The following is a 23,406-nucleotide window of genomic DNA, read 5'->3' on the forward strand; positions in this document are numbered from 1 at the left end:
GATGCCCCGCGAGGCCGCCGGTGCGGCTTCGCGGGGCATCGGCCTGTCACCCCAGATAGGCGGGGGCGAGGGCGGACGTCATCAGGCGGCGGGCCGTACCGGTGCCGTCGGCGGGGACGGTCCACAGGTCCGAGCCGTAGTCGCCGGGGAGGGAGTAGACGAGGGTGGAGTCGTCGGCCCACAGGGCCTGGTCGTCGATGTTGCGCGACTCGGCGGTCGCGGTCTCCTTCATGGTGCGCAGGTTCAGGACGTACAGCCGCCAAGGGGCGTCGGGTGAGGCTTCCTTGACGCGCTTCTTGTACGCGATGCGGGTGCCGTCGGGAGAGAGGGAGGGGCATTCGACGTTGCTGTGCAGGGTGGTGAGGGTGCGTGCGGTGACGTCGCCCCGGACGAGGTAGGTCCGGCCGCCGGTCGCCAGCGTGGCGTAGAAGCGGTTGTCGTCGGCGAAGGTGACGCCCCAGATGTTGATGTCCGCGGCGTGGTAGGACCGGCCGTCCTTGATGACGCGGAAGGTCTCCAGGTTGTCGTCGATCGCCCAAGTGCGGGTGTCGACGATGGCTGTGCGGGTGGAGAAATTGGTGCCCGCGTACGAGTCTCCGCTGACGAAGACCGTCCAGGCGACCATGTGGCCGGAGGGCGAGACCCGCGCCCGCGTGGGGATGCCGGCCGCCGGGAAGCTGTGCCGCTTGTGCAGGTGCGCGTCGAGCACCACCGCCCGGTAGGTGTCCGTCAGCGGGCCGTGCACCGCTTGCAGGCAGATGCCGGTACCGGCTGCCGCGTGGAAGCGCAGGCACTTCACGCCCGACACGGTGCGCGGGCCCTGCGGATCGTCGGCGGGCACGGTGGCGATCTCGTCGCGGTGCGGGCCCCAGGCCAGGTTGCGCACCAGCAGCCGCCGTTGGGTGGTCGGCCGGAGCGAGACGGTGCCGGTCTGCACGGTCGGACCGTCCGCCTGCTGCTGGTCCTTCATGCCCGAGCGGTGGGCGGCGTACAGCACCGACCCGGTGCCGACCGCGCCGAGCAGGACGACGGCGACCAGCAGGATCACCAGGCGGGTTGTTCGGGTCATACGGGCACCTCATCGACGGTTGCGGGCGCCTCGTCGGCGGTACGGAGGACGAACGAGGCCACGACGGCGCTGACGGCCAGTGCGGCGGCGGTGACGGCGAGCGCGCTCCGCCCGCCCCACAGGCTCCAGGCCGCGCCGAAGACGAGCGAGCAGGCGAACCGGGCCAGCGCCTGGCCGGTGCCCACCAACGCCTGCCCGGCGCCCTGGTGTTGTGTCGGAACAGCCCCCGCGGTGGCGGCCGCGAGCACGCCGTCGGTGGCCGCGTAGAAGGTGCCGTGCAGCACGAGGACGGCGACCACGGCCGGGATCCCGTGCCACGGGGAGAGCACCAGGCCGTAGCCGAACAGCAGGACACCGTGGCCGCCCAGGAAGAGCCGGCGGCGGCTCACGCGGTCGGCGAGGGCGCCGAGCGGGACGGCGAGCAGCAGGAAGGAGGCGGCGGTGCCCAGCGGCAGCAGTGGGAACAGGTGGGCGGGCAGGTCGCCTTCGCGCTGCAGCAGCAGATACAGGAAGGAGTCGCTGACGGTGGTCAGACCGAGCAGGGCCGCGCACACCGTGAGCCGGCGCAGTTCGGGACGGTGCAGCAGCCCGATCGCGTCCCGCAGCGCGGGCCGGGTGGGCTCGGGCGGTCGTACGGCATCGGCGGGGGCGACGATGTGCCGGGGCACGAAGAGCACCAGGACCAGGACGCCCAGTGCGGCGACGCAGCCGCTGACCGCGAAGACCGCGTCGTAGCCGTCGACGGTGGCCCGCAGTACCGCGAAGGCGACGAGCGGGCCGAGCAGCGCACCGGTGGTGTCCATGGCGCGGTGCACCCCGAACGCCCGTCCCCGGTGGTCGGGTTCGGTGGCCAGCGAGATCATCGCGTCCCGGGGAGCCGTGCGCAGGCCCTTGCCGGTGCGGTCGACCGCGAGCACGGCGCTGAGCACGGGGAGGGTGTGGGCGAGCAGCAGGAACGGCTTGCACACCGCCGACAGGCCGTAGCCGAGGCCCGCCACGACCTTGTGCCGCCGGCCTCCCCCGTCGGCGAGATGGCCGCCGGCCAGCCGGACCAGGGCGCCGACACCGTTGTTGATGCCGTCGAGGAACCCGAAACCGAGGGGCGAGAGGCCCAGGCCCGCGACCACGTAGAGCGGCAGGACGGCCGTGATCATCTCCGAGGAGATGTCCGTGATGAGGCTGACCGCACCCAGGGCCAGCACTGTGCCGGGCACGGCGGCCGGCCGCCGCCCCGGACGGGAGTCCGGGACGACGGCGGCCTTGGTGCTGCGGGAGTCCGCGAGATACACGGGCGTCAGTTCCAGATGCCGGTGATGTCGGAGGCCGAGGCGGCGTTGCCCGCGTGCGCGCTCAGACCGGCGAGGTCCTCCACGGTCCGCAGGACGTTGTAGTGGTTGTAGGTGGTGGAGCTGGAGCTCCCGGGAGTGACGTGCTGCCCGTAGAAGACGGTGGGGATGCGGTTGCCGGACTGCTTGTTGTCCTCGTCGAAGGTGACGGCGAGGATGCTGTTGTGGGTCTTGGCCCAGGTGGCGTACGCGCCCAGGTTGTTCTTGATCCAGGTGTCGCCCGTGGAGACCGAGCAGTCGTGCATGTCACTGCACAGGTTCGGGACGACGAAGGAGACCTTGGGCAGGGTCGTGTAGTCGGCCGGGAACTGCGCGAAGGTCATCGCGGTGTTGGTCGGCACGTTGGAGAAGCCGAACCAAGGGTTGTGCTTCTGCGCGTAGTTGCCGCTGCTGCAGGTCGTCGAACCCTGGCTGGGCAGCGACTCGTTGTAGCTCTTCCAGGTCTTTCCGGCGGCGATCAGCTCGGAGGCCAGGTTGGGTGCGGAGATCGACCCTACGCTGACACAACTGTCGTCGGTGCGGCCCTGGTTGGAGCCCGAGAACAGCATGTAGTAGTTCGGCTCGCTGGGGTGGGTGAGGCCGTAGGACTGGGTGAGGTTGGCGCCACCCGCCTTGAGGGTGTTGTTGATGTACGGGGCGCTGGAGCTGCCGATCACCTGGGAGTAGGCGTGGTTCTCCATCACCACGACCACCACGTGGTCGGGGGTCGGAAGAGCGGCGGCCTGAGCGGTGGAGGCCGTGACGGCCCACAGCCCGATCGAGGTGGCGGTGAGGGCGACGGCCCCGGCGAGAGCGGTGAGGGAACGGCGGTTGCGCTTCGGTGCCTTGACGGCGGTCATGACTGTCCTCCGGACAGAGGTGACGGACGCGCGGGGGGAGGCGCCGTAACGCTAGAGGCCCTGTGCCGGGACTGAGTGAAGGCCAGAAGAACCGTGGGACCCGGCGGGCAAAGATCACGCCACGCACAGGCAACGCACAGCAAAGCCCGGGTCAAGCAGACGCCAACTCATCGTCTGCGCCCGCCCGTTCGGTCAGCGCAGCTCCGCCCGGAACGCCGCCGGCGTCATCTCCGTGTGCTGCTGGAAGAACTTGGAGAAGTTCGCCGCGTCCGGAAAGCCGACTGCCGCGCCGACGCGGCCGATCGGTATGTCCGTGTGGGCGAGGAGGCGCTTGGCCTCGAGGACCACCCGCTTGTCGATGAAGCCCTTGGGGGTCTCGCCGGTGGCGGCGCGGACCGCGCGCACGAGGGTGCGGCGGGAGTAGCCGAGAGAGTCCGCGTAGGCGCTGACGCTGTGGTTGGTGGCGAAGTCCTTCTCCACGGCGTCCCGGAAGAGGGTGAACGTGGTGTCCGACTGGCGGCGGGCCGCCTCCGCGGAGCTGGCGGCCAGGTGGGCGAGGCGCAGCAGGAACGCCGTCAGGGAGTGGCGCAGCACCGCGGTGTGCAGGCTCAGCGGCAGGGTCGTGGTGTCCTCGTACTCGCGTCGGAGTTGGGCGAGCGCCGACTGCAGGGCGGTCAGCCGCGGCCCGTCGGGGTGGAGGAGCGGCGGCAGGTCGTAGCGGTAGAGGCCGGTGGCCTCCACCGTGGCGCGGGGCAGGAAGCCGGGCTGCATGGTCAGGACGGTTCCGCGGTACTCGCTCGTGCGCGAGAAACGGTGGACCTGTCCGGGGCGGATCCACAGCAGGTCGCCGGCCGCCGCCTCGTACTCGGCGAAGTCGATCATGTGGCGGACGGGGGCGCCGTCGAAGAACATCACGACATGGAAGTCGATGCGGTGCACGCGCTCCAGCGGCGCGCCCTCGGCGTGCCAGGGGCGGTCGAGCCCCATCGGGCCGACGTGCATGCCGACTCCGCCCACGCTCAGCTCAACCGGGAAAGGGAACGTTCGAATGCCGTCCACCCCTCCGTCACCGTCTCCACCTTGGATGGTTCTGTCCGCCATGTCCTTCTCACGCCGCCCGGTCGAAGCCCTCCGTGTCCCACTTTCACCACAGGCTGACACACGGCGACCTTCCTTCTTAAAAGTCAGACTTTTAAGTTTGAACGCACCAGAGCTGAATCCCCTCTTCGATCGAGGACTTCTTGAAGATGAGTACGCAGACACCGGACAGCTTCGAATGGACCGAACTCGACCGGCGTGCCGTCGACACCGCCCGTCTGCTGGCGGCGGACGCGGTACAGAAGGTCGGCAACGGCCACCCGGGCACCGCGATGAGCCTGGCCCCTGCCGCGTACACGATCTTTCAGAAGTTGATGCGTCACGATCCAGCCGACCCCGAGTGGACCGGCCGGGATCGTTTCGTTCTCTCCCCCGGGCACACCTCGCTGACCCTCTACACCCAGCTGTTCCTCGCCGGGTACGAGGTCGAGCTGGATGACCTGAAGGCCTTCCGGACGCACGGCTCCAAGACCCCCGGCCACCCCGAGTACGGGCACACCGCCGGTGTCGAGACCACCACCGGTCCGCTCGGCCAGGGCGTCGCCAACGCCGTCGGCATGGCGATGGCCGCCCGCTACGAGCGCGGCCTGTTCGACCCGGAGACCCTCGCGGGTGAGTCCCCCTTCGACCACACCATCTGGGCGATCGTCTCCGACGGCGACCTGGAGGAGGGCGTCTCCGCCGAGGCCTCTTCGCTCGCCGGCCACCAGAAGCTCGGCAACCTGGTCTTCCTCTACGACGACAACCACATCTCCATCGAGGGCGACACCGCGACCGCGTTCTCCGAGGACGTCCTGAAGCGCTACGAGGCCTACGGCTGGCACGTGCAGCGCGTCGAGCCCGCGCTCGGCGGCGACATCGACGTACCCGCCCTGTACACGGCACTCAAGGCCGCGCAGGACGAGACCGAGCGGCCGTCCATCGTCGCCATGCGCACGATCATCGCCTGGCCCGCCCCGAACGCCCAGAACACCGAGGCCTCCCACGGCTCCGCGCTCGGCGCCGAGGAGATCGCCGCCACCAAGCGCATCCTGGGCTTCGACCCCGAGCAGTCCTTCCAGGTCGACGCCGACGTCCTCGCCCACACCCGCGAGGCCCTCGACCGCGGCGCCGAGGCGCACTCCCTCTGGGACAAGCACCTGGAACAGTGGCGCTGGGACCAGCCGGCACGGGCACGGCTCTTCGACCGGATCGTGGCCGGCCGGCTGCCCGAGGGCTGGGAATCCGAGATCCCCGTCTTCGAGGAGGGCAAGGCGGTCGCCACCCGTGCCGCCTCCGGCAAGGTGCTGCAGGCGCTCGGTGCCGTACTCCCCGAGCTGTGGGGCGGCTCCGCCGACCTGGCCGGGTCGAACAACACCACCATCGACAAGACGTCGTCGTTCCTGCCCGAGGGCAACCCGCTGCCCGAGGCCGACCCGTACGGCCGTACGGTCCACTTCGGCATCCGCGAGTTCTCGATGGCCGCGGAGATGAACGGCATCGCGCTGCACGGCAACACCCGCATCTACGGCGGCACCTTCCTGGTGTTCTCCGACTACATGCGCAACGCGGTGCGGATGTCGGCCCTCATGCAGCTGCCCGTCACCTATGTGTGGACGCACGACTCCATCGGTCTCGGCGAGGACGGGCCGACCCACCAGCCGGTCGAGCACCTGGCCTCGCTGCGCGCCGTCCCGGGCCTGAACATCGTCCGCCCGGCCGACGCCAACGAGACGGCCGTCGCCTGGGCCGAGATCCTCAAGCGGCACGCCACCCACCCGGCCCCCCACGGCCTCGCGCTCACCCGCCAGGGCGTCCCGACCTACGCGCCCAACCCCGATGCGGCGAAGGGCGGTTACGTCCTGAAGGAGTCCTCGAAGGAGACCCCGGACGTCGTCCTGATCGCCACCGGCTCCGAGGTCCAGCTTGCCGTCGCCGCGCGCGAGCAGCTGGAGGCCGAGGGGATCGGCACGCGCGTGGTTTCGATGCCGTCCGTGGAGTGGTTCGAGGAGCAGCCGCGCGAGTACCGCGAGCGGGTCCTTCCGCCGTCCGTGCGAGCCCGGGTCGCCGTCGAGGCCGGGATCGGTCTGACGTGGTACCGGTTCACAGGTGACGCAGGACGCATCGTCTCCCTCGAGCACTTCGGCGCCTCCGCCGACGCCAAGACCCTGTTCGCCGAGTTCGGCTTCACCCCCGAGAACGTCGCCGCCGCAGCGCGGGAATCCCTCGCTGCCGCCCGCGGTTGATCCGATCGCCAGAAAGAAGATGATCCAAGTGACCGAAGCATCCGCGACCGCGGAAACGCTCAAGCGCCTCTCCGACGAAGGCGTCTCCATCTGGCTGGACGACCTGTCGCGCCGGCGCATCGAGTCCGGCAACCTCGCCGAACTCGTCGAGAACAGCAACGTGGTGGGCGTGACCACCAACCCGTCCATCTTCCAGGCCGCCATCGGCTCCGGCGAGGGCTACGAGGAGCAGCTCGCCGACCTGGCCGTCCGCGGTGTCACGGTCGACGAGGCCGTACGGATGATGACCACCGCCGACGTCCGCGCCGCCGCCGACATCCTGCGGCCCGTGTACGACGCCACCGACGGTCGCGACGGCCGGGTCTCCATCGAGGTCGACCCCCGTCTCGCCCACAACACCGGGGCGACCATCGCGGAAGCCAAGCAGCTCGCCTGGCTGGTCGACCGCCCGAACGTCATGATCAAGATCCCGGCGACCGAGGCGGGCCTCCCGGCGATCACCGAGGTCATCGGCCTCGGCATCAGCGTCAACGTCACGCTGATCTTCTCCCTGGAGCGCTACCGCGAGGTCATGGACACCTACCTGGCGGGCCTGGAGAAGGCTGTCAAGAAGGGCCTCGACCTCTCCACGATCCACTCCGTGGCCTCCTTCTTCGTCTCCCGCGTCGACTCCGAGATCGACAAGCGCCTGACGGTGCTCGGCACGGACGAGGCCCTCGCCCTCAAGGGCAGGGCAGCGCTGGCGAACGCGCGACTCGCGTACGAGGCCTACGAGGAGGTCTTCGCCTCGGCCCGCTGGACCGCCCTCGCCGGCGCTCGGGCCAACAAGCAGCGCCCCCTGTGGGCCTCCACCGGCGTGAAGGACCCGGCGTACAAGGACACCCTGTACGTGGACGAGCTGGTCGCTCCCGGCACCGTCAACACCATGCCGGAGGCCACCCTCAACGCCACCGCCGACCACGGCGTGATCACCGGCGACACGGTGACCGGCGGCTACGCGCAGGCCCGCGCCGACCTGGCCGCCGTGGAGACGCTCGGGATCTCCTACGACGAGGTCGTGAAGCAGCTCGAGGACGAGGGCGTCGCCAAGTTCGAGGTGGCCTGGCAGGACCTGCTGAACGCCGTCACGAAGTCCCTGGACAGCAAGGGAGTTGAGACGGAATGACCGAGCAAGTCACGGTCGGGTCGGCTCTCGACTGGACCAACCCCCTGCGCGACGCGCGCGACCGCCGTCTCCCCCGCATCGCGGGCCCGTCCGGTCTCGTCATCTTCGGCGTCACCGGCGACCTGTCCCGCAAGAAGCTGATGCCGGCCGTCTACGACCTCGCCAACCGCGGCATGCTGCCGCCGGGCTTCTCGCTCGTCGGGTTCGCCCGGCGGGACTGGGAGGACCAGGACTTCGCACAGGTCGTGCACGACTCGGTGCGTGAGCACGCCCGTACCGAGTTCCGCGAGGAGGTCTGGCAGCAGCTCGCCGAGGGCATGCGGTTCATCCCGGGCGACTTCGACGACGACACGGCCTTCGACCAGCTGCGCCGGACCGTCGACGACCTGGACAAGGCCCGAGGTACGAGCGGCAACTACGCCTTCTACCTCTCCGTACCGCCGAAGTTCTTCCCGAAGGTCGTCCAGCAGCTCAAGAAGCACGGCCTGGCGGACGCACCCGAGGGCTCCTGGCGACGCGCGGTCATCGAGAAGCCCTTCGGGCGCGACCTCGGGACGGCCCGCGAGCTGAACGCGCTCGTGCACGACGTGTTCGAGCCGGACCAGGTGTTCCGCATCGACCACTACCTCGGCAAGGAGACCGTCCAGAACATCCTGGCGCTCCGCTTCGCCAACCAGATGTACGAGCCCATCTGGAACCGGTCGTACGTCGACCACATCCAGATCACCATGGCCGAGGACATCGGCATCGGCGGCCGGGCCGGCTACTACGACGGCATCGGCGCCGCCCGTGACGTCATCCAGAACCACCTGCTCCAGCTGATGGCGCTCACCGCGATGGAGGAGCCCATCGCCTTCGACGCCGAGTCGCTGCTCACCGAGAAGCTCAAGGTCCTGAAGTCGGTGCGGCTGCCGGAGAACCTGGGCGAGCACACGGTTCTCGCGCAGTACGCCGAGGGCTGGCAGGGCGGTGCGAAGGTCCTCGGCTACCTCCAGGAAGAGGGCATCGACCCGAACTCCAGGACCGACACCTACGCGGCCATCAAGCTCGAGGTGGACAACCGCCGCTGGGCGGGCATCCCCTTCTACCTGCGCACCGGCAAGCGCCTGGGCCGCCGGGTCACCGAGATCGCGGTCGTCTTCAAGCGGGCGCCGCACTCCCCCTTCGACTCCACCGCCACCGAGGAGCTCGGCCAGAACGCGATCGTCATCCGCGTCCAGCCGGACGAGGGCATGACCGTCCGGTTCGGCTCCAAGGTGCCGGGCACCTCGATGGAGATCCGGGACGTGTCCATGGACTTCGCCTACGGCGAGTCGTTCACGGAGTCCAGCCCGGAGGCGTACGAGCGGCTCATCCTGGATGTGCTGCTCGGCGACGCCAACCTGTTCCCCCGTCACCAGGAAGTGGAAGAGTCCTGGAAGATCCTCGACCCGATCGAGGAGTACTGGGCGCGGCACGGCAAGCCGGCGCAGTACCCCTCGGGCAGCTGGGGACCCGAGGAAGCCGACGAGATGCTCGCACGAGACGGACGGAGCTGGCGCAGGCCATGAAGATCGACCTGACCGACACCACGGCAAGCAAGATCAACAAGGCGCTGGTGCAGGGCCGCCGCGCCATCGGGACGCCCGCCGTGGGCATGGTCCTGACGATGGTGATCGTCACGGACGAGGAGAACGCCTACGACGCGATCAAGGCGGCCGAGGAGGCCTCGCACGAGCACCCCTCGCGCACCCTGGTCGTCATCAAGCGGCACGCCCGCACCCCGCGCGACCGGATGGCGTCCAAGCTGGACGCCGAGGTCCGGGTGGGTGCCGACGCAGGCACCGGCGAGACGGTCATCCTGCGCACCTACGGCGAGGTGTCCGACCACGCCGACTCGGTCGTGCTGCCGCTGCTGCTGCCGGACGCGCCGGTCGTCGTGTGGTGGCCGGTGGACGCCCCGGAGGTGCCCGCCAAGGACCCGCTCGGTGCCCTCGCGCAGCGCAGGATCACCGACCTGTACGCGGTCGAGAACCCGCTCGAGGCGCTGGAGCAGCGGGCCCGCTCCTACGCGCCCGGCGACACCGACCTCGCCTGGACCCGGCTGACGCCGTGGCGCTCGATGCTGGCCGCGGCCCTCGACCAGGCCCGCACGAGGATCGTCTCGGGGGCCGTGGAGGCCGAGGCCGAGAACCCGGCCGCCGAGCTGCTCGCGCGCTGGCTGGAGGCACGGCTGCACGTGAAGATCGACCGTGTCGTCACCGCCGGCCCGGTCGTCACCGCGGTCCGTCTGGGCACCCACAACGGCGAGATCGTCATCGACCGCCCCGAGGGCCCGCTGGCCACGCTGACCCTGCCGGGCCAGCCCCCGCGCACCCTCGCGCTCAAGGTCCGCACCACCTCCGAACTCATCGCCGAGGAGCTTCGCCGCCTCGACGCGGACGAGATGTACGCCGTCGCCCTGCGGGGCGAGGCCACCAAGGAGACCGCCTCTCATGTCTGACTCTTCGTCCGACTCCCCCAGGCTCACCCGCCGGCCCGAGTGGGCCGCCCTGGAGGACCACCGTGCGGACGCGCTGCAGCGCCCGCGGCTGCGTGAGCTGTTCGCCGTGGATCCCTCCCGCGCCGAGCGGTACGTGGTGCACGTGGGTGACCTGCGCATCGACTACTCCAAACACCTGATCAACGACGAGACCCTCGCCCTGTTGCAGGAACTGGCCGCCGCCACCGACGTGTTCGGGCTGCGCGACGCCATGTTCGACGGCGAGCGGATCAACGTCACCGAGGACCGGGCCGTGCTGCACACCGCGCTGCGGGCGCCCCGGGACGCGGTGACAGAGGTCGACGGCGAGAACGTCGTCCCGGGTGTGCACGCCGTGCTGGACAAGATGAGCGACTTCGCCGAGCGGGTCCGCTCCGGCGCCTGGACCGGGCACACCGGCAAGCGCATCCGCAATGTCGTCAACATCGGCATCGGCGGCTCGGATCTCGGTCCGGCGATGGCGTACGAGGCCCTGCGCACCTTCACGGCACGGGAGTTGACGTTCCGCTTCGTCTCCAACGTCGACGGCGCCGACCTCCACGAGGCGGTGCGGGACCTGGACCCGGCGGAGACGCTGTTCATCGTCGCGTCCAAGACGTTCACCACGATCGAGACGATCACCAACGCCACGTCGGCCCGCTCCTGGCTGCTGCACGGCCCCGGTGGGCTCGGCGATGAGAAGGCGGTCGCCAAGCACTTCGTGGCGCTGTCGACGAACGGCGGCAAGGTCGCCGAGTTCGGCATCGACCCGGACAACATGTTCGAGTTCTGGGACTGGGTCGGCGGCCGCTACTCCTTCGACTCGGCGATCGGCCTGTCCCTGATGATCGCCATCGGCCCGGCCCGCTTCCGGGAGATGCTCGACGGCTTCCGCATCGTCGACGAGCACTTCAGGAACGCACCGGCCGAGGCCAACGCCCCGCTGATCCTGGGCCTGTTGGGCATCTGGTACGGCAACTTCTTCCACGCCGAGTCCCATGCGGTGCTGCCGTACAGCCACTACCTGTCGAAGTTCACGGCGTATCTGCAGCAGCTGGACATGGAGTCCAACGGCAAGTCCGTGGACCGCGACGGCCATCTGGTCGGGTGGGAGACCGGGCCGGTGGTGTGGGGCACGCCCGGCACCAACGGCCAGCACGCCTACTACCAGTTGATCCACCAGGGCACCCGGCTGATCCCCGCGGACCTGATCGGCTTCGCCCGTCCGGCGGCCGAGCTGAGCGACGAACTCAAGGGCCAGCACGACCTGTTGATGGCCAACCTGTTCGCACAGGGCCAGGCGCTGGCCTTCGGCAAGACCGCCGAGGAGGTGCGCGCGGAGGGCGTCCCCGAGGCGCAGGTGCCGCACCGCACGTTCCTCGGCAACCACCCCACCACCACCATCCTGGCCCGCGAGCTGACCCCGTCGGTGCTGGGCCAGCTGATCGCGCTGTACGAGCACAAGGTGTTCGTACAGGGCGCCGTCTGGAACATCGACTCCTTCGACCAGTGGGGCGTCGAGCTCGGCAAGGTTCTCGCCAAGCGCGTCGAACCCGCCCTGACCGAGGGCGCGGACGTCCCCGGCCTCGACCCCTCCACCACCGCTCTCGTGGCCGCGTACCGCGAGCTCAAGAACGCATCGGATGTGAACTGACATGCAGATCGGACTCATCGGTCTCGGCAAGATGGGCGGCAACATGCGCGAGCGGATCCGCCGCGCCGGCCATACCGTCATCGGCTACGACCGCAACCCCGACCTCTCCGACGCGGCGAGCCTCGCCGAACTGGTCGACAAGCTCGAAGCGCCGCGCGTGGTCTGGGTGATGGTCCCGGCGGGCGCCGCCACCCAGTCCGTCGTCGACGAGCTCGGCGGCCTCCTCTCCCCCGGCGACACCGTCGTCGACGGCGGCAACTCCCGCTGGACGGACGACGAGAAGCACGCCGCGGAGCTGGGCACCAAGGGCATCGGCTTCGTCGACGCCGGTGTCTCCGGCGGTGTGTGGGGCCTGCAGAACGGCTACGCGCTCATGGTCGGCGGCGACAAGGAGCATGTCGACCGCCTCCAGCCGATCTTCGAGGCGCTCAAGCCCGAGGGCCCGTACGGCTATGTCCACGCGGGCAAGGTCGGCGCCGGGCACTTCTCCAAGATGGTCCACAACGGCATCGAGTACGCCATGATGCAGGCCTACGCCGAGGGCTGGGAGCTACTGGAGAAGGTGGACTCCGTGGACAGCGTCCGCGAGGTGTTCCGGTCCTGGCAGGACGGCACGGTCATCCGCTCCTGGCTGCTCGACCTGGCGGTCAACGCCCTCGACGAGGACGAGCACCTGGACAAGCTGAAGGGCTTCGCGCAGGACTCCGGCGAGGGCCGCTGGACCGTCGAGGCGGCCGTCGACAACGCGGTCCCGCTGCCCACGATCACCGCCTCCCTCTTCGCGCGGTTCGCGTCCCGGCAGGACGACTCCCCGCAGATGAAGATGATCGCGGCGCTGCGCAACCAGTTCGGCGGGCACGCCGTCGAGTCCAAGTAGGCGCGCCGTGGGGGACCTTCTCCTGGTCCGCCACGGCGAGACGGAGTGGAGCGTGTCGGGACAGCACACCAGCTGGACCGACCTGCCCCTCACCCAGCACGGTGAGGAGCAGGCCAAGTCCCTCGCTCCACTCCTCTCGCAGCGGACCTACGCACTCGCCCTGACCAGCCCGCTTGGCCGCGCGATACGTACCGCCGAACTCGCGGGCATCACGGGCACGTTCGTCGAACCCGACCTGCACGAGTGGGACTACGGCGCCTACGAGGGCATCACCACCGTCGAGATCCACCGCACCCGTCCCGACTGGGACCTGTGGACCGACGGCGTACCGCCCGGCCCGGACGGACACCCCGGCGAATCCCCCGAGCAGACCGGCCTGCGCGCCGACCGCGTACTGTCCCGCGTGGACGCGGCTCTGCCGTCCGGCGACGTGATCCTGGTGGCGCACGCCCATTTCCTACGGGTCCTGACGGCCCGCCGGCTGGGTCTGCCGCCCGCGGACGGACGGCTCTTCCAGCTGGCGACGGGCACGCTCAGCCGCCTGTCGACCGAGCACGACCGCCCGGTGATCGCCGAGTGGAACAGCCGGCCGTAACCGACGGTCTCTCGTGGCCCGGGCTACAGCACGTCTCCGAACTCGCTCAACACCCCAGGTGGAGCAAGCGCGTTGACGTAGTGGCCCGGGCCGTGGTCGTCGAAGGAGTACTTGAACGGGATCGTGCGGGTCAGGGCCAGGCGGGTCGCGAAGAACGCCAGCGGGGCCACGACGGCGAGACCGGCCAGGCTGTCCATCTGGGGGTAGTGCAGGCCGGGTTCGGTGACCTCCGTCCAGCCCTGCGTGCCGGTGCGCAGCAGGGGTCGTACGGATCGCCGTACGCCTTCGGTGACGCGGACCAGGAGGCCGCCCCAGTCCCCGTCGACGACCGTGCGCAGCACATCGCTCGGCAGGGTGAGGCCCTCGATCGCCGAGTCGGCGGCGAAGGTGAGGGTGGCGTCGACGGGACCGTGCCGCCTGCGGTAGTGGAACTCGCGGCCGAACTGGGCGTAGGGGCCGACCGGGCGGGGCGGCAGGGCGGGGACGACGTCGCGGTCGAAGATGTAGCGGAGCATGCGGTCGCGCAGGACGTAGGTGTCGTTCGGGCCGGGTGTCTCCTCGCAGGCCTTCGCCAGGTCGGGGCCGCCGACCATGGGCTGGCCGAAGGTGTAGACGCCCTTGAGCCTGTCGGCGATGTGCCAGTAGCGGGGCTCGTGGACGAGGGTGATCGCCATGAGCGCGGCCATCGCGGCGCCGAGGCTGTGCCCGGTGATGTAGAGGGCCTCCAGGCCGCCGCCGCGGGTGCCCTGCCTGCCGGGGTCCAGGGACTCGCCGCGCACGGCGCGGTCCAGTGCCTCGATGATCAGATGCCGGGTGGCGCGGACGTTGCGGTAGAAGCCGGCGTGGACCTCGTACTTCCGGCCCTCCAGTTCGACGGCGAGCATCTCCGGGCGTACGTCGGCGTCGGTGAGGATGCTGATGATGTCCTCGGGCTGGGTGCCGCGGTAGCAGAGGATCGCGACCCTGCGGTCCTTGTCCTGGACGAGATAGGCGGCGGAGGCGATGTACATGGCGTCCACGCGCTGCTCGAAGGCCCGGCAGTCGTTCTCCTCCAGGCCGAGCCGGGTCATGATCATGGAGAGGGTCTGCACGTCGCTGTGCTGCTCGAATCCGGCGTACGAGTAGGCCGCGCAGGTCGCGAGGACGTGCGGGACGACTCCGTCCACGTCGGGCTGGTGCTTGTCCTCGACGAGCCGCTCCACCAGGTCGGGGTAGACCGGGAAGCTGCTCGGATCGGTCTCGGGTTTGCAGGGGCGCAGCGCGGTGTAGCTGGGCCCTTTGACGTATGTGTCCCGCATGTGGGACCTCCCCCGGTCGTCTGCGGGTGGTGAGCACACCACCGGGGCCTTGAGCCGTCAACCGAGAAGGAGTCGTTCCCCGGCCACGGCGGGGGCGGCGGATGGGGTTGCTGGGAAGCGGTGACGCCCCCGGTGCGGGCACCGCACGTTACGGCCCCCTCACACGCCCGGCTGACGTGCGCAAATGCCGCTCGGCGTGCAATTGTTCGCATGGGGCGCAAGGTGGCGCACATCGGCGCGAACCATCGCTGTGAGTGCAGTTTCGCGCCGGTAGCGTGCAGGGCTCTGTCCCGTACGTATCCGTACGTAAGGAAACGACCGATGGCCGAGAGCGGGCAGCAAGAACCGCGGTACGAGCGGTACGAAGGCGGCAGTCCCGAAGCGGAGCGGCTGGTGTTTGCGCAGCTTGCCGCCGAGTTGATGAAGGTGCAGGTCAGGAACCGGCGGGCGGGGGGCGGCGGGGTCGCCCGGACCTTCCATGCCAAGGCGCCGGTGGCCGTGGGCAACGCGCGGCTGCGCTTCCACGACGATCTGCCGGCGGCGCTCAGGGTGGGGTTCGCCCAGCCGGGCGCCGAGTATCCGGCGACGGTACGGCTGTCGAACGCGAGCGGCATCCGGCAGGGCGACGGCTCTCCCGACCTGCGCGGGGCGGCCGTACGTGTGCAGGTGTCGGACGAGGAGAGCCACGACCTGCTGGCAACGAGTTACCCCGTCTCGCACGCCCGCAACGCGCGGGAGTTCGTGGCCTTCGCGAAGGCGATGGCGGGAGCACGGAGTCCGGTGCAGAAGGCGTTCGGGCTCTTCGTGAAGCTGCCGCTGGCCGTCGGCCTCGGCACCGCGAACCGGATGCGCCGCAATGTGCGGGCGGCCACCCGGCACACAGTCAACTCCCTGGCCGGCGAGACCTTCTGGAGCCGTGGGGCGATCCTGTGGGGAGAGGCGGGACCGGTGCGGTTCCTGTTCCGGCCCGCGCCCGGCAGCCCGCCGGCGCCCGCGCCGGACCGCCGCGACCCCGACCTGCTGCACCGCGAGTTCACGCACCGGCTGGCGCAGCAGGACGTCAGCTACGACCTGTGCGTACAGCGGTTCGTGGACGAGCAGCGCACACCGGTCGAGGACGCCTCGGTGGAGTGGAGGGACGCCGTCGCGCCCGCGATCGCGGTGGCCCGGCTCACCATCCCCAGCCAGGACCTGAACACCGCGGAGGCCCGCGCGACCGCCCGCCGGATCGAGGACCTCTCCTTCAACCCCTGGTACACCACGGACGAGTTCCGCCCGCTCGGCAACATCAACCGGGCCCGCAAGGCCGCCTATCAGGCGGCGAGCGCGCACCGGCTGGGGTTGAAGTTCGTCACCGAGGAGCCCTTGCGCAACCGGATCATCGGCCGCCCCATGGAGGCCGCGTTCGCGCTGCTCAACCGGTATGTCCCCTGGCACCGGCTGCCGTTGCAGCTGAGCCTTTTGAACCTGGTGTTCCTGCGCAAGGTGCTGCGCCGCCTCAACCTGATCGACACCGAGCCGCGCGAGGCACCGCCGAAGGCCCAGCGGGTGCCGGCCCCCATTCCCGAGCGGCTGCGCGGCGAGCGGTCCTACGACGGGACGTACAACGATCTGTCGGAACCGAGGATGGGCGCGGTCGGCGCGGCCTTCGGACGCAACCTGAAGCCGGACTACCGGCCCGACCTCTTCGACACCCCGAACCCGGTCGCGGTCAGCCGCCAACTGCTGTACCGCGAGAGCTTCGTGCCCGCGTCCTCCCTCAACATCCTCGCCGCGGCCTGGATCCAGTTCCAGGTGCACGACTGGGTCAACCACCGCCGCTACAAGCCCGGCGAACGCAGCGTCGAGGTGCCGCTGCCGCCCGGCAGCGGGCCCTGGCACAACACGCCCGGCGGGCCCGGCGAGAACGTCATGCGGTTCGCGGAGAACGAGGGCATCGAGGTCCCCGGCCGCCCGCCGATCCTGTTCGGCAACAACGCCTCCCACTGGTGGGACGGATCCGAGGTGTACGGCGAGGACGAGCAGACCGCCCGCTTCCTGCGCGAGGCCGACGGGCGTGCCGAACTGCGCCTGGAGGACGGCCACTTGCCCAGCGGCAGCAACGGTCACATCCCGCTCACCGGCTTCAACGAGAGCTGGTGGATGGGCCTGAGCGCCGTGCACACACTCTTCGCCCGCGAGCACAACGCGGTGTGCGCCGCGCTGCGCGCCGAATACCCGTCGATGAGCGAGGAGCGGATCTACCAGACGGCCCGGCTCGTGGTCTCCGCGCTGATCGCGAAGATCCACACGGTGGAGTGGACGCCGGCGATCCTCGCGACGCAGGCGATCGACATCGCGCTGAAGACCAACTGGCAGGGCCCGCCGCAGAATTGGCTCAACCAGCTGGGCCTGTGGCTGTTCGAGGCGCACTCGCTGACGGGCATCCCGAAGACCTTGCCGGACCACCACGCGGCGCCGTACTCGCTGACGGAGGACTTCGTCACCGTCTACCGTATGCACCCGCTGGTCCCGGACGACTTCGAGCTGCGCGAGCACCACTTCGGGCAGCGGCTGGAGACGGTGGGCTTCCTGGACATCCAGGGTGGCGCCGCCGAGTCGCAGATCCGCAAGACGGGCCTGGCGAACACCCTGTACTCGTTCGGCATCGCCCACCCGGGTGCGATCACCCTGCACAACTACCCTCGTGCGCTGCAGCAGTTCGAGCGGGACGGGGAGATCATCGACCTGTCGGTGGTGGACCTCGTACGGACCCGTCGGCGGGGCGTTCCGCGCTACAACGACTTCCGCGAGGGCCTGCACAAGCCGCGTATCCGCTCCTTCGAGGAGCTCACGGAGAACGCCGAGACGCTGGCCCGGCTCAAGGACGTGTACCGCTCGGTCGACGAGATCGACACGGTGGTGGGCCTGTTCGGGGAGAACCCGCCGACCGGCTTCGGCTTCAGCGACACGGCGTTCCGCATCTTCATCCTGATGGCGAGCAGGCGGCTGCAGTCCGACCGCTTCCTCAACGTCGACTACCGGCCCGAGGTGTACACACCGCTCGGCATCGACTGGGTGGAGCGGGGCGGTATGAACTCCGTGATCCTGCGGCACTGCCCGGAGCTGGCGGCGCTGCTGCCGCGCGGGGCGAGTGCGTTCGCGCCGTGGCGGACGGTGCGGCCGACGAGCGACGGTGACCTGGACGGCGAGCATGAACGGGGCCGTGAATGACGACAGTTGACGGCCACCCGGGGCTGGCCGACCTCCTCGGCCGGCCCCTGCTTGACACGGTCTGGCACCGGCGCACGCACCGCGTCAGCCGCGGCGCCTCGGTGCCGGCGGGGTCGATGAGCTACCGCTCCACGCACACCCAGCAGCCGCTGTCGGAGCTGGAGGAGGCGGTGCTGATCGCGATCACCGGCTGTACCGGCCTCACCATGCCGGACCGGCCCTTCGAGGACCCGCGCGACGGCAAACCCATCATGGCCAAGCCGAACCTGACCATGGCGGGCCGGACCGCGGGCAGCCCGGACAACGCGCAGGGCACCCACTTCTTCATGATCAACGACACGGGCACGTACTACCTGCGCAAGCTGCCGCCCGCCCCTCAAGAGCCGTTCGACGCCGAGACGTTGGCGGCGCGGGCGGCGCAGTCCAAGGTGAAGGTCCTGGACCACCGGCTCGACGTACCGCAGAACAGGCGGGACTTCCCGGCGTACCTGGACTCGAACCGCTTCCTGTCCAACCTCGCCGGGACGACGGTGTTCTTCCCGGTGGTGGACCTCTCCCACCAGTACATCAACGCGCTGATGTACCTGCTGACGCAACCGGACGGGGCCCGCCCGACCCTCGTGGACGACCGCAACTTCTACCGCCCGGCCGGGGTGAAGAAGTGGGTCGAGAACGGCTTCCTGAACGCCGACCTGAAGCTCCCGCTCGGTGCTCTCGGCCCCATGCGTACGCAGATCGAGGCCGACCTGCTCCTCCAGAACCTGATGCTGACGGCGGAGGCGATGGGGCTCGGCGCCTGGATCCATGCATCGATCAACCCCCAAATAGCCCTCGGCGACCCGAAGTTCTCCCGAACGTACGGCAGAATGCTCGGCTTCACCTTCGTCACCCCGCGCTGGCGGCTGGCGGACGTATGGCGCTGGCACGTCCCGCTGCCGAAGTACGCGAACCTGCGTTCGCACCCGGTGGGGCTGACGTCCAGGGAGGGCGAGCCGCTCATCGCCGCCGCGTGTCCCCCGGCCCACAAGTCGATGGCGGACGCGGTGGATTCGGTGATCCGCTCGAAGTTCGGCACCGGCGGGATCTACACCGACAAGGACGTCTTCACCCGTATCTACAAGGAGGACTACGGGCAGCGCTATCTCGCGGAGGCCAGCGAGTACGAGGAGCGGGTGATCGACTGCGCCCGCGACATCTGCGAGTACATCATCCGCACGCACCGCCGGTTCCCTGCGCACACGGACGCGATCCACGTGCCGGGCATCTGGCTGCAGGCCCATCACGTGGAACGGGAGTACTACGAGCGCTTCTTCGTGAACGGGTTGACCGACAGGCATCGGCGGCATGCGGAGCTGTGGGATTAGAGTCCCGCAGTGTGGAGATCAACGATCTGACGCCGGCCGAACAGCGAGTATGGCGGGCGTTCGCGACGGGGACCGCGGTCGACTTCCAGGAGGAGGCCGACGAGGACACGGCGGAGGGCGCGCACTGGGGGCCCGAACGGACCGTTCGAGCAGCCGTGTTGCGCGCCCTTCTGCTCAACGGGCCCCAGGAAGTGGGGGAGATAGCCGCGCTCAAGCTGAACGGGGCGCGGATCACCGGAGTGCTCGATGTGCGGTACGGCACGTGCGAGCACGCCGTGCGGCTGAGCCACTGCCACTTCGACGAGGTGCCGATGCTGTACGGCGCCCGGTTCCGCCAGCTCAATCTGAGCAACTCGGTGCTGCCCGGCCTCACGGCGGCCACCGTACGGCTGGAGGGCGTGCTGCGGCTCACTGACTGCCGGATCACGGGGCCGGTACGGCTGGGCGGAGCGCAGATCTCCGGGGCGCTGTTCATGGAACGCGCGCAGTTCTCGACGGAGGACGACGCGGAGCCGGTGCTCCAGCTGAACCATGCCGAGATCGGGGACGACCTGTGGGCACCGGAGATGCGGGCACACGGTCAGGTGCGGCTCGACGGGGCGGCGGTCACCGGCGCGGTGAACCTGGAAGGGGCGGAGTTCCACAGTCCCGGGGACACGGCCGTGAGTGCCCTGACCTTCGACACGGGCTCGGACCTGCGGATGCGATTCGTGCGGGCCCGCGGACGTGTCGACTTCCGCGGCTCCCGCGTCCCGGGCCGCTTCGACCTGACCCGGGTGCAGCTGTCGAACCCCGACGGAACGGCGTTGCGCGTGAGCAGCTGCACCATCGGGGAACTCTGGCTGCTCAAGGGCGGCATGGAGGGCATTCTCAATCTGCGCCGCGCACACATCGAAGTCCTGTACCTGGACCCGGAGATGGTGCCGGCCAAGGTCCTGCTCAGCGACCTCACCTACACCACTCTCACCCCGCACGAGCCCGCCGAGCGCCGCCTGCCCATGCTGGAGCGCGACCTCGCCTACGAACCCCACGCCTACGAGCAGTTGACCGCGGCCTACCGCCGTATCGGCGACGACTACGCGGCCCGCATGGTCCAACTCGCCAAGCAGCGCCGCCTCCGCTCCACCCGCGCCTGGTACGGCCGCCTGTGGGGCTACGTCCAGGACGCCACCGTCGGCTACGGCTTCCGCCCGCTGCGCGCCGCCGTCTGGCTGCTGTCGCTGCTGGTGATCGGCTCGGTCGCGTACGGTCTGCACCACCCGCGCCCGCTCAAGGCGTCCGAGGCCCCGCACTTCGACCCGGTCTTCTTCACCCTCGACCTGCTCCTGCCGGTGATCTCCTTCGGACAGGAGGGGGCCTTCTCCCCGGACGGCTGGTACCAGTACCTCTCCTACGCCCTGATCATCACCGGCTGGATCCTGGCCTCGACGGTCGTCACCGGCGTGACCAGAACCGTCAGCCGCCAGTGAGCCGCCGCACGGCGTGCTGGGCCGCCAGACGGACGGGGGCGTTCTGGGCGCCGTAGCCCCTGTACTCCCCGTCCCGCTGGACGAGTTCGAAGAAGACGCGGCCGATGGTCCGTGTGTAGCAGTGCCGGAACTCCCCGTACGCATCCCGGTCGTAGAGAATCCCGAGCTCGCGATACGTCTCCAACTCCCCCTCGGCGAACTCGAACCGGGCGGCCAGGTCGTCGTAGTAGTTCGCGGGCATCGCCAGCAGCAGCCCGCCCGCAGCCCGGAAACGCCGGGCCGCGGCCACCACGTCCTCCGTCGCCAGGGCGATGTGCTGGGCGTGGACCGTGTCGTCGGCGGGCGCCGCGCCGACCGACAGGGCGATACGGACGTCGCCTTCGGCGTTGGTCACGGCACGGCTGCGCATCAGGCCGTACGGGTCGGCGACGTCCACGCTCTCCTGCGCGCTCAGGCCGAGCACGCTGCGGTGGAAGAGGGTGGCCTCGTCGAAGTGGTGCCAGGGCTGGACGAGGGCGAGATGGTCGATCCGGGTCACGGCCGCGACCCCCTCGCCGTGCCCGGTGTCCTCGAAGTCGCCGCGCCAGTCGGGCAGTTCGGGCCGGTCCGTGGCGCAGAAGAACAGTTCCGTGCCGTCGGGGGCGGCCACCGCGTCCAGCGGTGCGTCCTCCGGTGCGCGGCGGCGCGGCAGCACCGGCGCGAGCAGGGCCTCGGCGCGGCGGGCGGCGCCGGCCGGGTCCGGGGACTCCAGACCGATCGCGGCGAGCCCGGTGCCGTCACGGCGGGCGGCCGGCCCGGTGTTGACCAGGACGCGCGCCTCGCCCTGCTGCCACAGATCCACCGGCTTGCTGCGGTGCCGCGCGGTGCGGGCGAACCCCAGCGCGGCCAGGACCGCGGACACCGGCTCGGCGTCGGGCGTGACCAGCTCGGCGAAGGCGACGCCCGTGGGGACGACGGGCGCGGGCAGCTCGGCCAGACCGACCTGTTCCTGGAGGACCAGGAGGGAGCGGTGGGCGTCCACGGCGGTGGGACCTGCCTCGGCCTGCCGGAAGACGTCGTTGAAGACCTCGAGGGAGAGCGGTCCGGCGTATCCGGTACGCAGCACATGCCGCACCAGCCCGGCGACGTCGAACCCGCCCTGCCCCGGGAAACAGCGGTAGTGCCGGCTCCACTGCAGGACGTCCATCGCGAGCAGCGGGGCGTCCGCGAGCTGAAGGAAGAAGATCTTCTCGCCGGGGATGTCCTCGATGCCCTTGGGATCGGACCCGCGGGAGAGAATGTGGAAGCTGTCCAGGCAGGTGCCGAGCGCCGGATGACCGGCGGTCTCCACGATGTGCCAGGCATGGTCGTACGTACTGACGTGTCGCCCCCAGGCGAGCGCCTCATAGGCGACGCGGATGCCGAAGTCCTGGGCGAGGTCGGCGAGTCGGCCGAGCTGCTGGGCGGCAAGGGCGTCGTCGTCAATGGCGAGCGGCGAGACACTGGAACAGACGAGAACCGTGTCGACCCCGAGCCGCCCCATGAGCTCGAACTTGTGCCGAGCGCGGCGCAAGTTGCGCCCGAACTCCTCCCCCGGCACAGCCTCGATGTCCCGCATCGGCTGGTAGAGGTCGATGGTGAGCCCCAGGTCGACACAGCGAGCGCGGATCTCCTCCGGAGTGAGGGGACTGGCAAGCAGATCGTTCTCAAAGATCTCAACACCGTCGAACCCGGCCCGCGAGGCGGCCGTCAGCTTCTCGGTGAGGGATCCGCTCAGCGAAACAGTGGCAATGGACGTACGCACGTCGGTACCTCTTCTTCCGAGATGCCCGGGACTACTTCTGGGCCGCTACGGCACCGGCCAACTCGGCGATGTCGGCGAGCATCCGCGCCGCGTCGGGTTCCCGCCCGGTGAACAGGCGGAACGCGTCCACTGCCTGGAAGACGGCCATGCCGCCGCCGTCGAGGGTGGCGCAGCCCAGCGCGCGAGCCGTGGTCAGCAGCTCGGTCTCCAGCGGGCGGTAGACGACCTCGGCGACCCACAGGCCGGGGTGCAGGAGCTCGGCGGGGAAGGGCAGGCCGGGGTGGGCGGCCATGCCGGTCGGCGTGGCATGCACGATGCCGTCGGCGCCGGCAAGCAGCTCGGCCAGGCGGTCCGGGCCGGCGGCAGCCGCCCGCCCCGCACCGAAGTGCCGGTTCAGCGAGGCCGCCAGATCCGCCGCCCGATCGGCCAGCGCGTCAACGACGGTGACCCGCTCGGCCCCGAGGGTGAGCGTGGCATGCGCGACCGCCGCCCCCGCCCCGCCCGCCCCCAGCTGCACCACCCGCTCCAGCGGCACGTCCGGCAGCCCGCGCGCGAACGACGCGGCGAACCCGGTGACGTCCGTGTTGTGCCCGACCGCCCGGCCGTCCTCGAAGACGACGGTGTTGACCGCGCCGAGCGCCTCGGCCTGCGGGGCGAGCGCGTCCAGGTGCTCGATGACCAGCTGCTTGCAGGGGTGCGTGATGTTCAGCCCGTCGAAGCCCAGATCCCGCGCGGCCCGCACCAGATCGCCCACGGCCTCCGGCGGGACGCCGAGCGTGTCGATGTCGATGAGCCGGTACAGGTAGCGCAGACCCTGCCGGTCCGCCTCCCGCTCGTGCAGAGCCGGGCTGAGCGACGGGCCGATGCCGGAACCGATCAGTCCGACGAGATACGAGTCCTTGGCCACGGGC

17 protein-coding genes are annotated in these 23,406 nt (G+C 70.2%); 10 read left to right on the forward strand and 7 right to left on the reverse strand.

The window, feature by feature from the left end:
* Positions 1-46: 46 nt before the first annotated feature.
* The 4 genes from ABZ880_RS35055 to ABZ880_RS35070 all read right to left on the reverse strand — a co-directional run bounded on the left by ABZ880_RS35055 (position 47) and on the right by ABZ880_RS35070 (position 4,355).
* Positions 47-1,069 (reverse strand): TolB-like translocation protein, encoded by a 1,023-nt coding sequence (locus ABZ880_RS35055; RefSeq protein ID WP_361271409.1) that lies wholly within the window; start codon positions 1,067-1,069, stop codon positions 47-49.
* The gene (locus ABZ880_RS35060; protein WP_361271412.1) at positions 1,066-2,358 is read right to left on the reverse strand and encodes an MFS transporter; all 1,293 of its coding nucleotides are present in this window, start codon (positions 2,356-2,358) and stop codon (positions 1,066-1,068) included. Before ABZ880_RS35060 ends, ABZ880_RS35055 begins: the two co-directional genes overlap by 4 nt.
* A gap of 5 nt (positions 2,359-2,363) precedes the next feature.
* Entirely contained in the window at positions 2,364-3,254 is an 891-nt protein-coding gene (locus tag ABZ880_RS35065; RefSeq protein ID WP_361271414.1) for an alkaline phosphatase family protein, read from the reverse strand.
* A gap of 192 nt (positions 3,255-3,446) precedes the next feature.
* A complete protein-coding gene (locus tag ABZ880_RS35070) occupies positions 3,447-4,355 on the reverse strand; it encodes an AraC family transcriptional regulator (RefSeq protein WP_361271417.1) in 909 nt (302 codons plus the stop codon).
* 146 nt (positions 4,356-4,501) lie between these two features.
* Here ABZ880_RS35070 and tkt point away from each other — a divergent pair, with 146 nt between their 5' ends.
* The 7 genes from tkt to ABZ880_RS35105 are packed head-to-tail and all read left to right on the forward strand — an operon-like array spanning position 4,502 to position 13,368.
* Positions 4,502-6,577 (forward strand): transketolase, encoded by a 2,076-nt coding sequence (gene tkt / locus ABZ880_RS35075; protein ID WP_361271419.1) that lies wholly within the window; start codon positions 4,502-4,504, stop codon positions 6,575-6,577.
* A gap of 19 nt (positions 6,578-6,596) precedes the next feature.
* Positions 6,597-7,742, forward strand: a complete 1,146-nt coding sequence (gene tal / locus ABZ880_RS35080; RefSeq protein WP_361271422.1) for a transaldolase — start codon at positions 6,597-6,599, stop codon at positions 7,740-7,742.
* Positions 7,739-9,292 (forward strand): glucose-6-phosphate dehydrogenase, encoded by a 1,554-nt coding sequence (gene zwf, locus ABZ880_RS35085; RefSeq protein WP_361271425.1) that lies wholly within the window; start codon positions 7,739-7,741, stop codon positions 9,290-9,292. Before tal ends, zwf begins: the two co-directional genes overlap by 4 nt.
* Positions 9,289-10,224 carry a glucose-6-phosphate dehydrogenase assembly protein OpcA gene (gene opcA / locus ABZ880_RS35090; RefSeq protein WP_361271427.1) on the forward strand — a complete coding sequence of 312 codons (936 nt, stop codon included), beginning with the start codon at positions 9,289-9,291 and terminating at the stop codon, positions 10,222-10,224. Before zwf ends, opcA begins: the two co-directional genes overlap by 4 nt.
* The gene (gene pgi / locus ABZ880_RS35095; RefSeq protein ID WP_361271430.1) at positions 10,217-11,896 is read left to right on the forward strand and encodes a glucose-6-phosphate isomerase; all 1,680 of its coding nucleotides are present in this window, start codon (positions 10,217-10,219) and stop codon (positions 11,894-11,896) included. The genes opcA and pgi overlap by 8 nt, the downstream gene beginning before the upstream one ends.
* 1 nt (position 11,897) lies before the next feature.
* The gene (gene gnd, locus ABZ880_RS35100; RefSeq protein ID WP_361271433.1) at positions 11,898-12,773 is read left to right on the forward strand and encodes a phosphogluconate dehydrogenase (NAD(+)-dependent, decarboxylating); all 876 of its coding nucleotides are present in this window, start codon (positions 11,898-11,900) and stop codon (positions 12,771-12,773) included.
* Between the two features lie 7 nt (positions 12,774-12,780).
* Positions 12,781-13,368, forward strand: coding sequence for a histidine phosphatase family protein (locus ABZ880_RS35105; RefSeq protein WP_361271437.1), 588 nt, complete (start codon positions 12,781-12,783; stop codon positions 13,366-13,368).
* A 23-nt stretch (positions 13,369-13,391) separates the two neighbouring features.
* Here ABZ880_RS35105 and ABZ880_RS35110 read toward each other — a convergent pair whose 3' ends face one another.
* Positions 13,392-14,666: a lipase family protein gene (locus tag ABZ880_RS35110; protein WP_361271439.1), complete on the reverse strand. Its 1,275-nt coding sequence runs from the start codon at positions 14,664-14,666 to the stop codon at positions 13,392-13,394.
* A gap of 321 nt (positions 14,667-14,987) precedes the next feature.
* On the opposite strand from ABZ880_RS35110, the gene ABZ880_RS35115 reads away from it, so the two are divergent.
* The 3 genes from ABZ880_RS35115 to ABZ880_RS35125 are packed head-to-tail and all read left to right on the forward strand — an operon-like array spanning position 14,988 to position 20,712.
* Positions 14,988-17,879: a peroxidase family protein gene (locus tag ABZ880_RS35115; protein WP_361271441.1), complete on the forward strand. Its 2,892-nt coding sequence runs from the start codon at positions 14,988-14,990 to the stop codon at positions 17,877-17,879.
* Positions 17,876-19,243 carry a hypothetical protein gene (locus ABZ880_RS35120; protein ID WP_361271443.1) on the forward strand — a complete coding sequence of 456 codons (1,368 nt, stop codon included), beginning with the start codon at positions 17,876-17,878 and terminating at the stop codon, positions 19,241-19,243. Before ABZ880_RS35115 ends, ABZ880_RS35120 begins: the two co-directional genes overlap by 4 nt.
* A gap of 11 nt (positions 19,244-19,254) precedes the next feature.
* A complete protein-coding gene (locus ABZ880_RS35125; RefSeq protein ID WP_361271446.1) occupies positions 19,255-20,712 on the forward strand; it encodes a membrane-associated oxidoreductase in 1,458 nt (485 codons plus the stop codon).
* On the opposite strand, the gene ABZ880_RS35130 is transcribed toward ABZ880_RS35125, so the two are convergent.
* Entirely contained in the window at positions 20,699-22,495 is a 1,797-nt protein-coding gene (locus tag ABZ880_RS35130; RefSeq protein WP_361271449.1) for a TIM barrel protein, read from the reverse strand. The genes ABZ880_RS35125 and ABZ880_RS35130 overlap by 14 nt on opposite strands.
* 31 nt (positions 22,496-22,526) lie before the next feature.
* Entirely contained in the window at positions 22,527-23,402 is an 876-nt protein-coding gene (locus ABZ880_RS35135; RefSeq protein WP_361271451.1) for a shikimate dehydrogenase, read from the reverse strand.
* Positions 23,403-23,406 lie beyond the last annotated feature (4 nt).

Origin of the sequence: Streptomyces sp. NPDC047043 (assembly GCF_040644055.1) — a bacterium.
Lineage (GTDB): Bacteria > Actinomycetota > Actinomycetes > Streptomycetales > Streptomycetaceae > Streptomyces.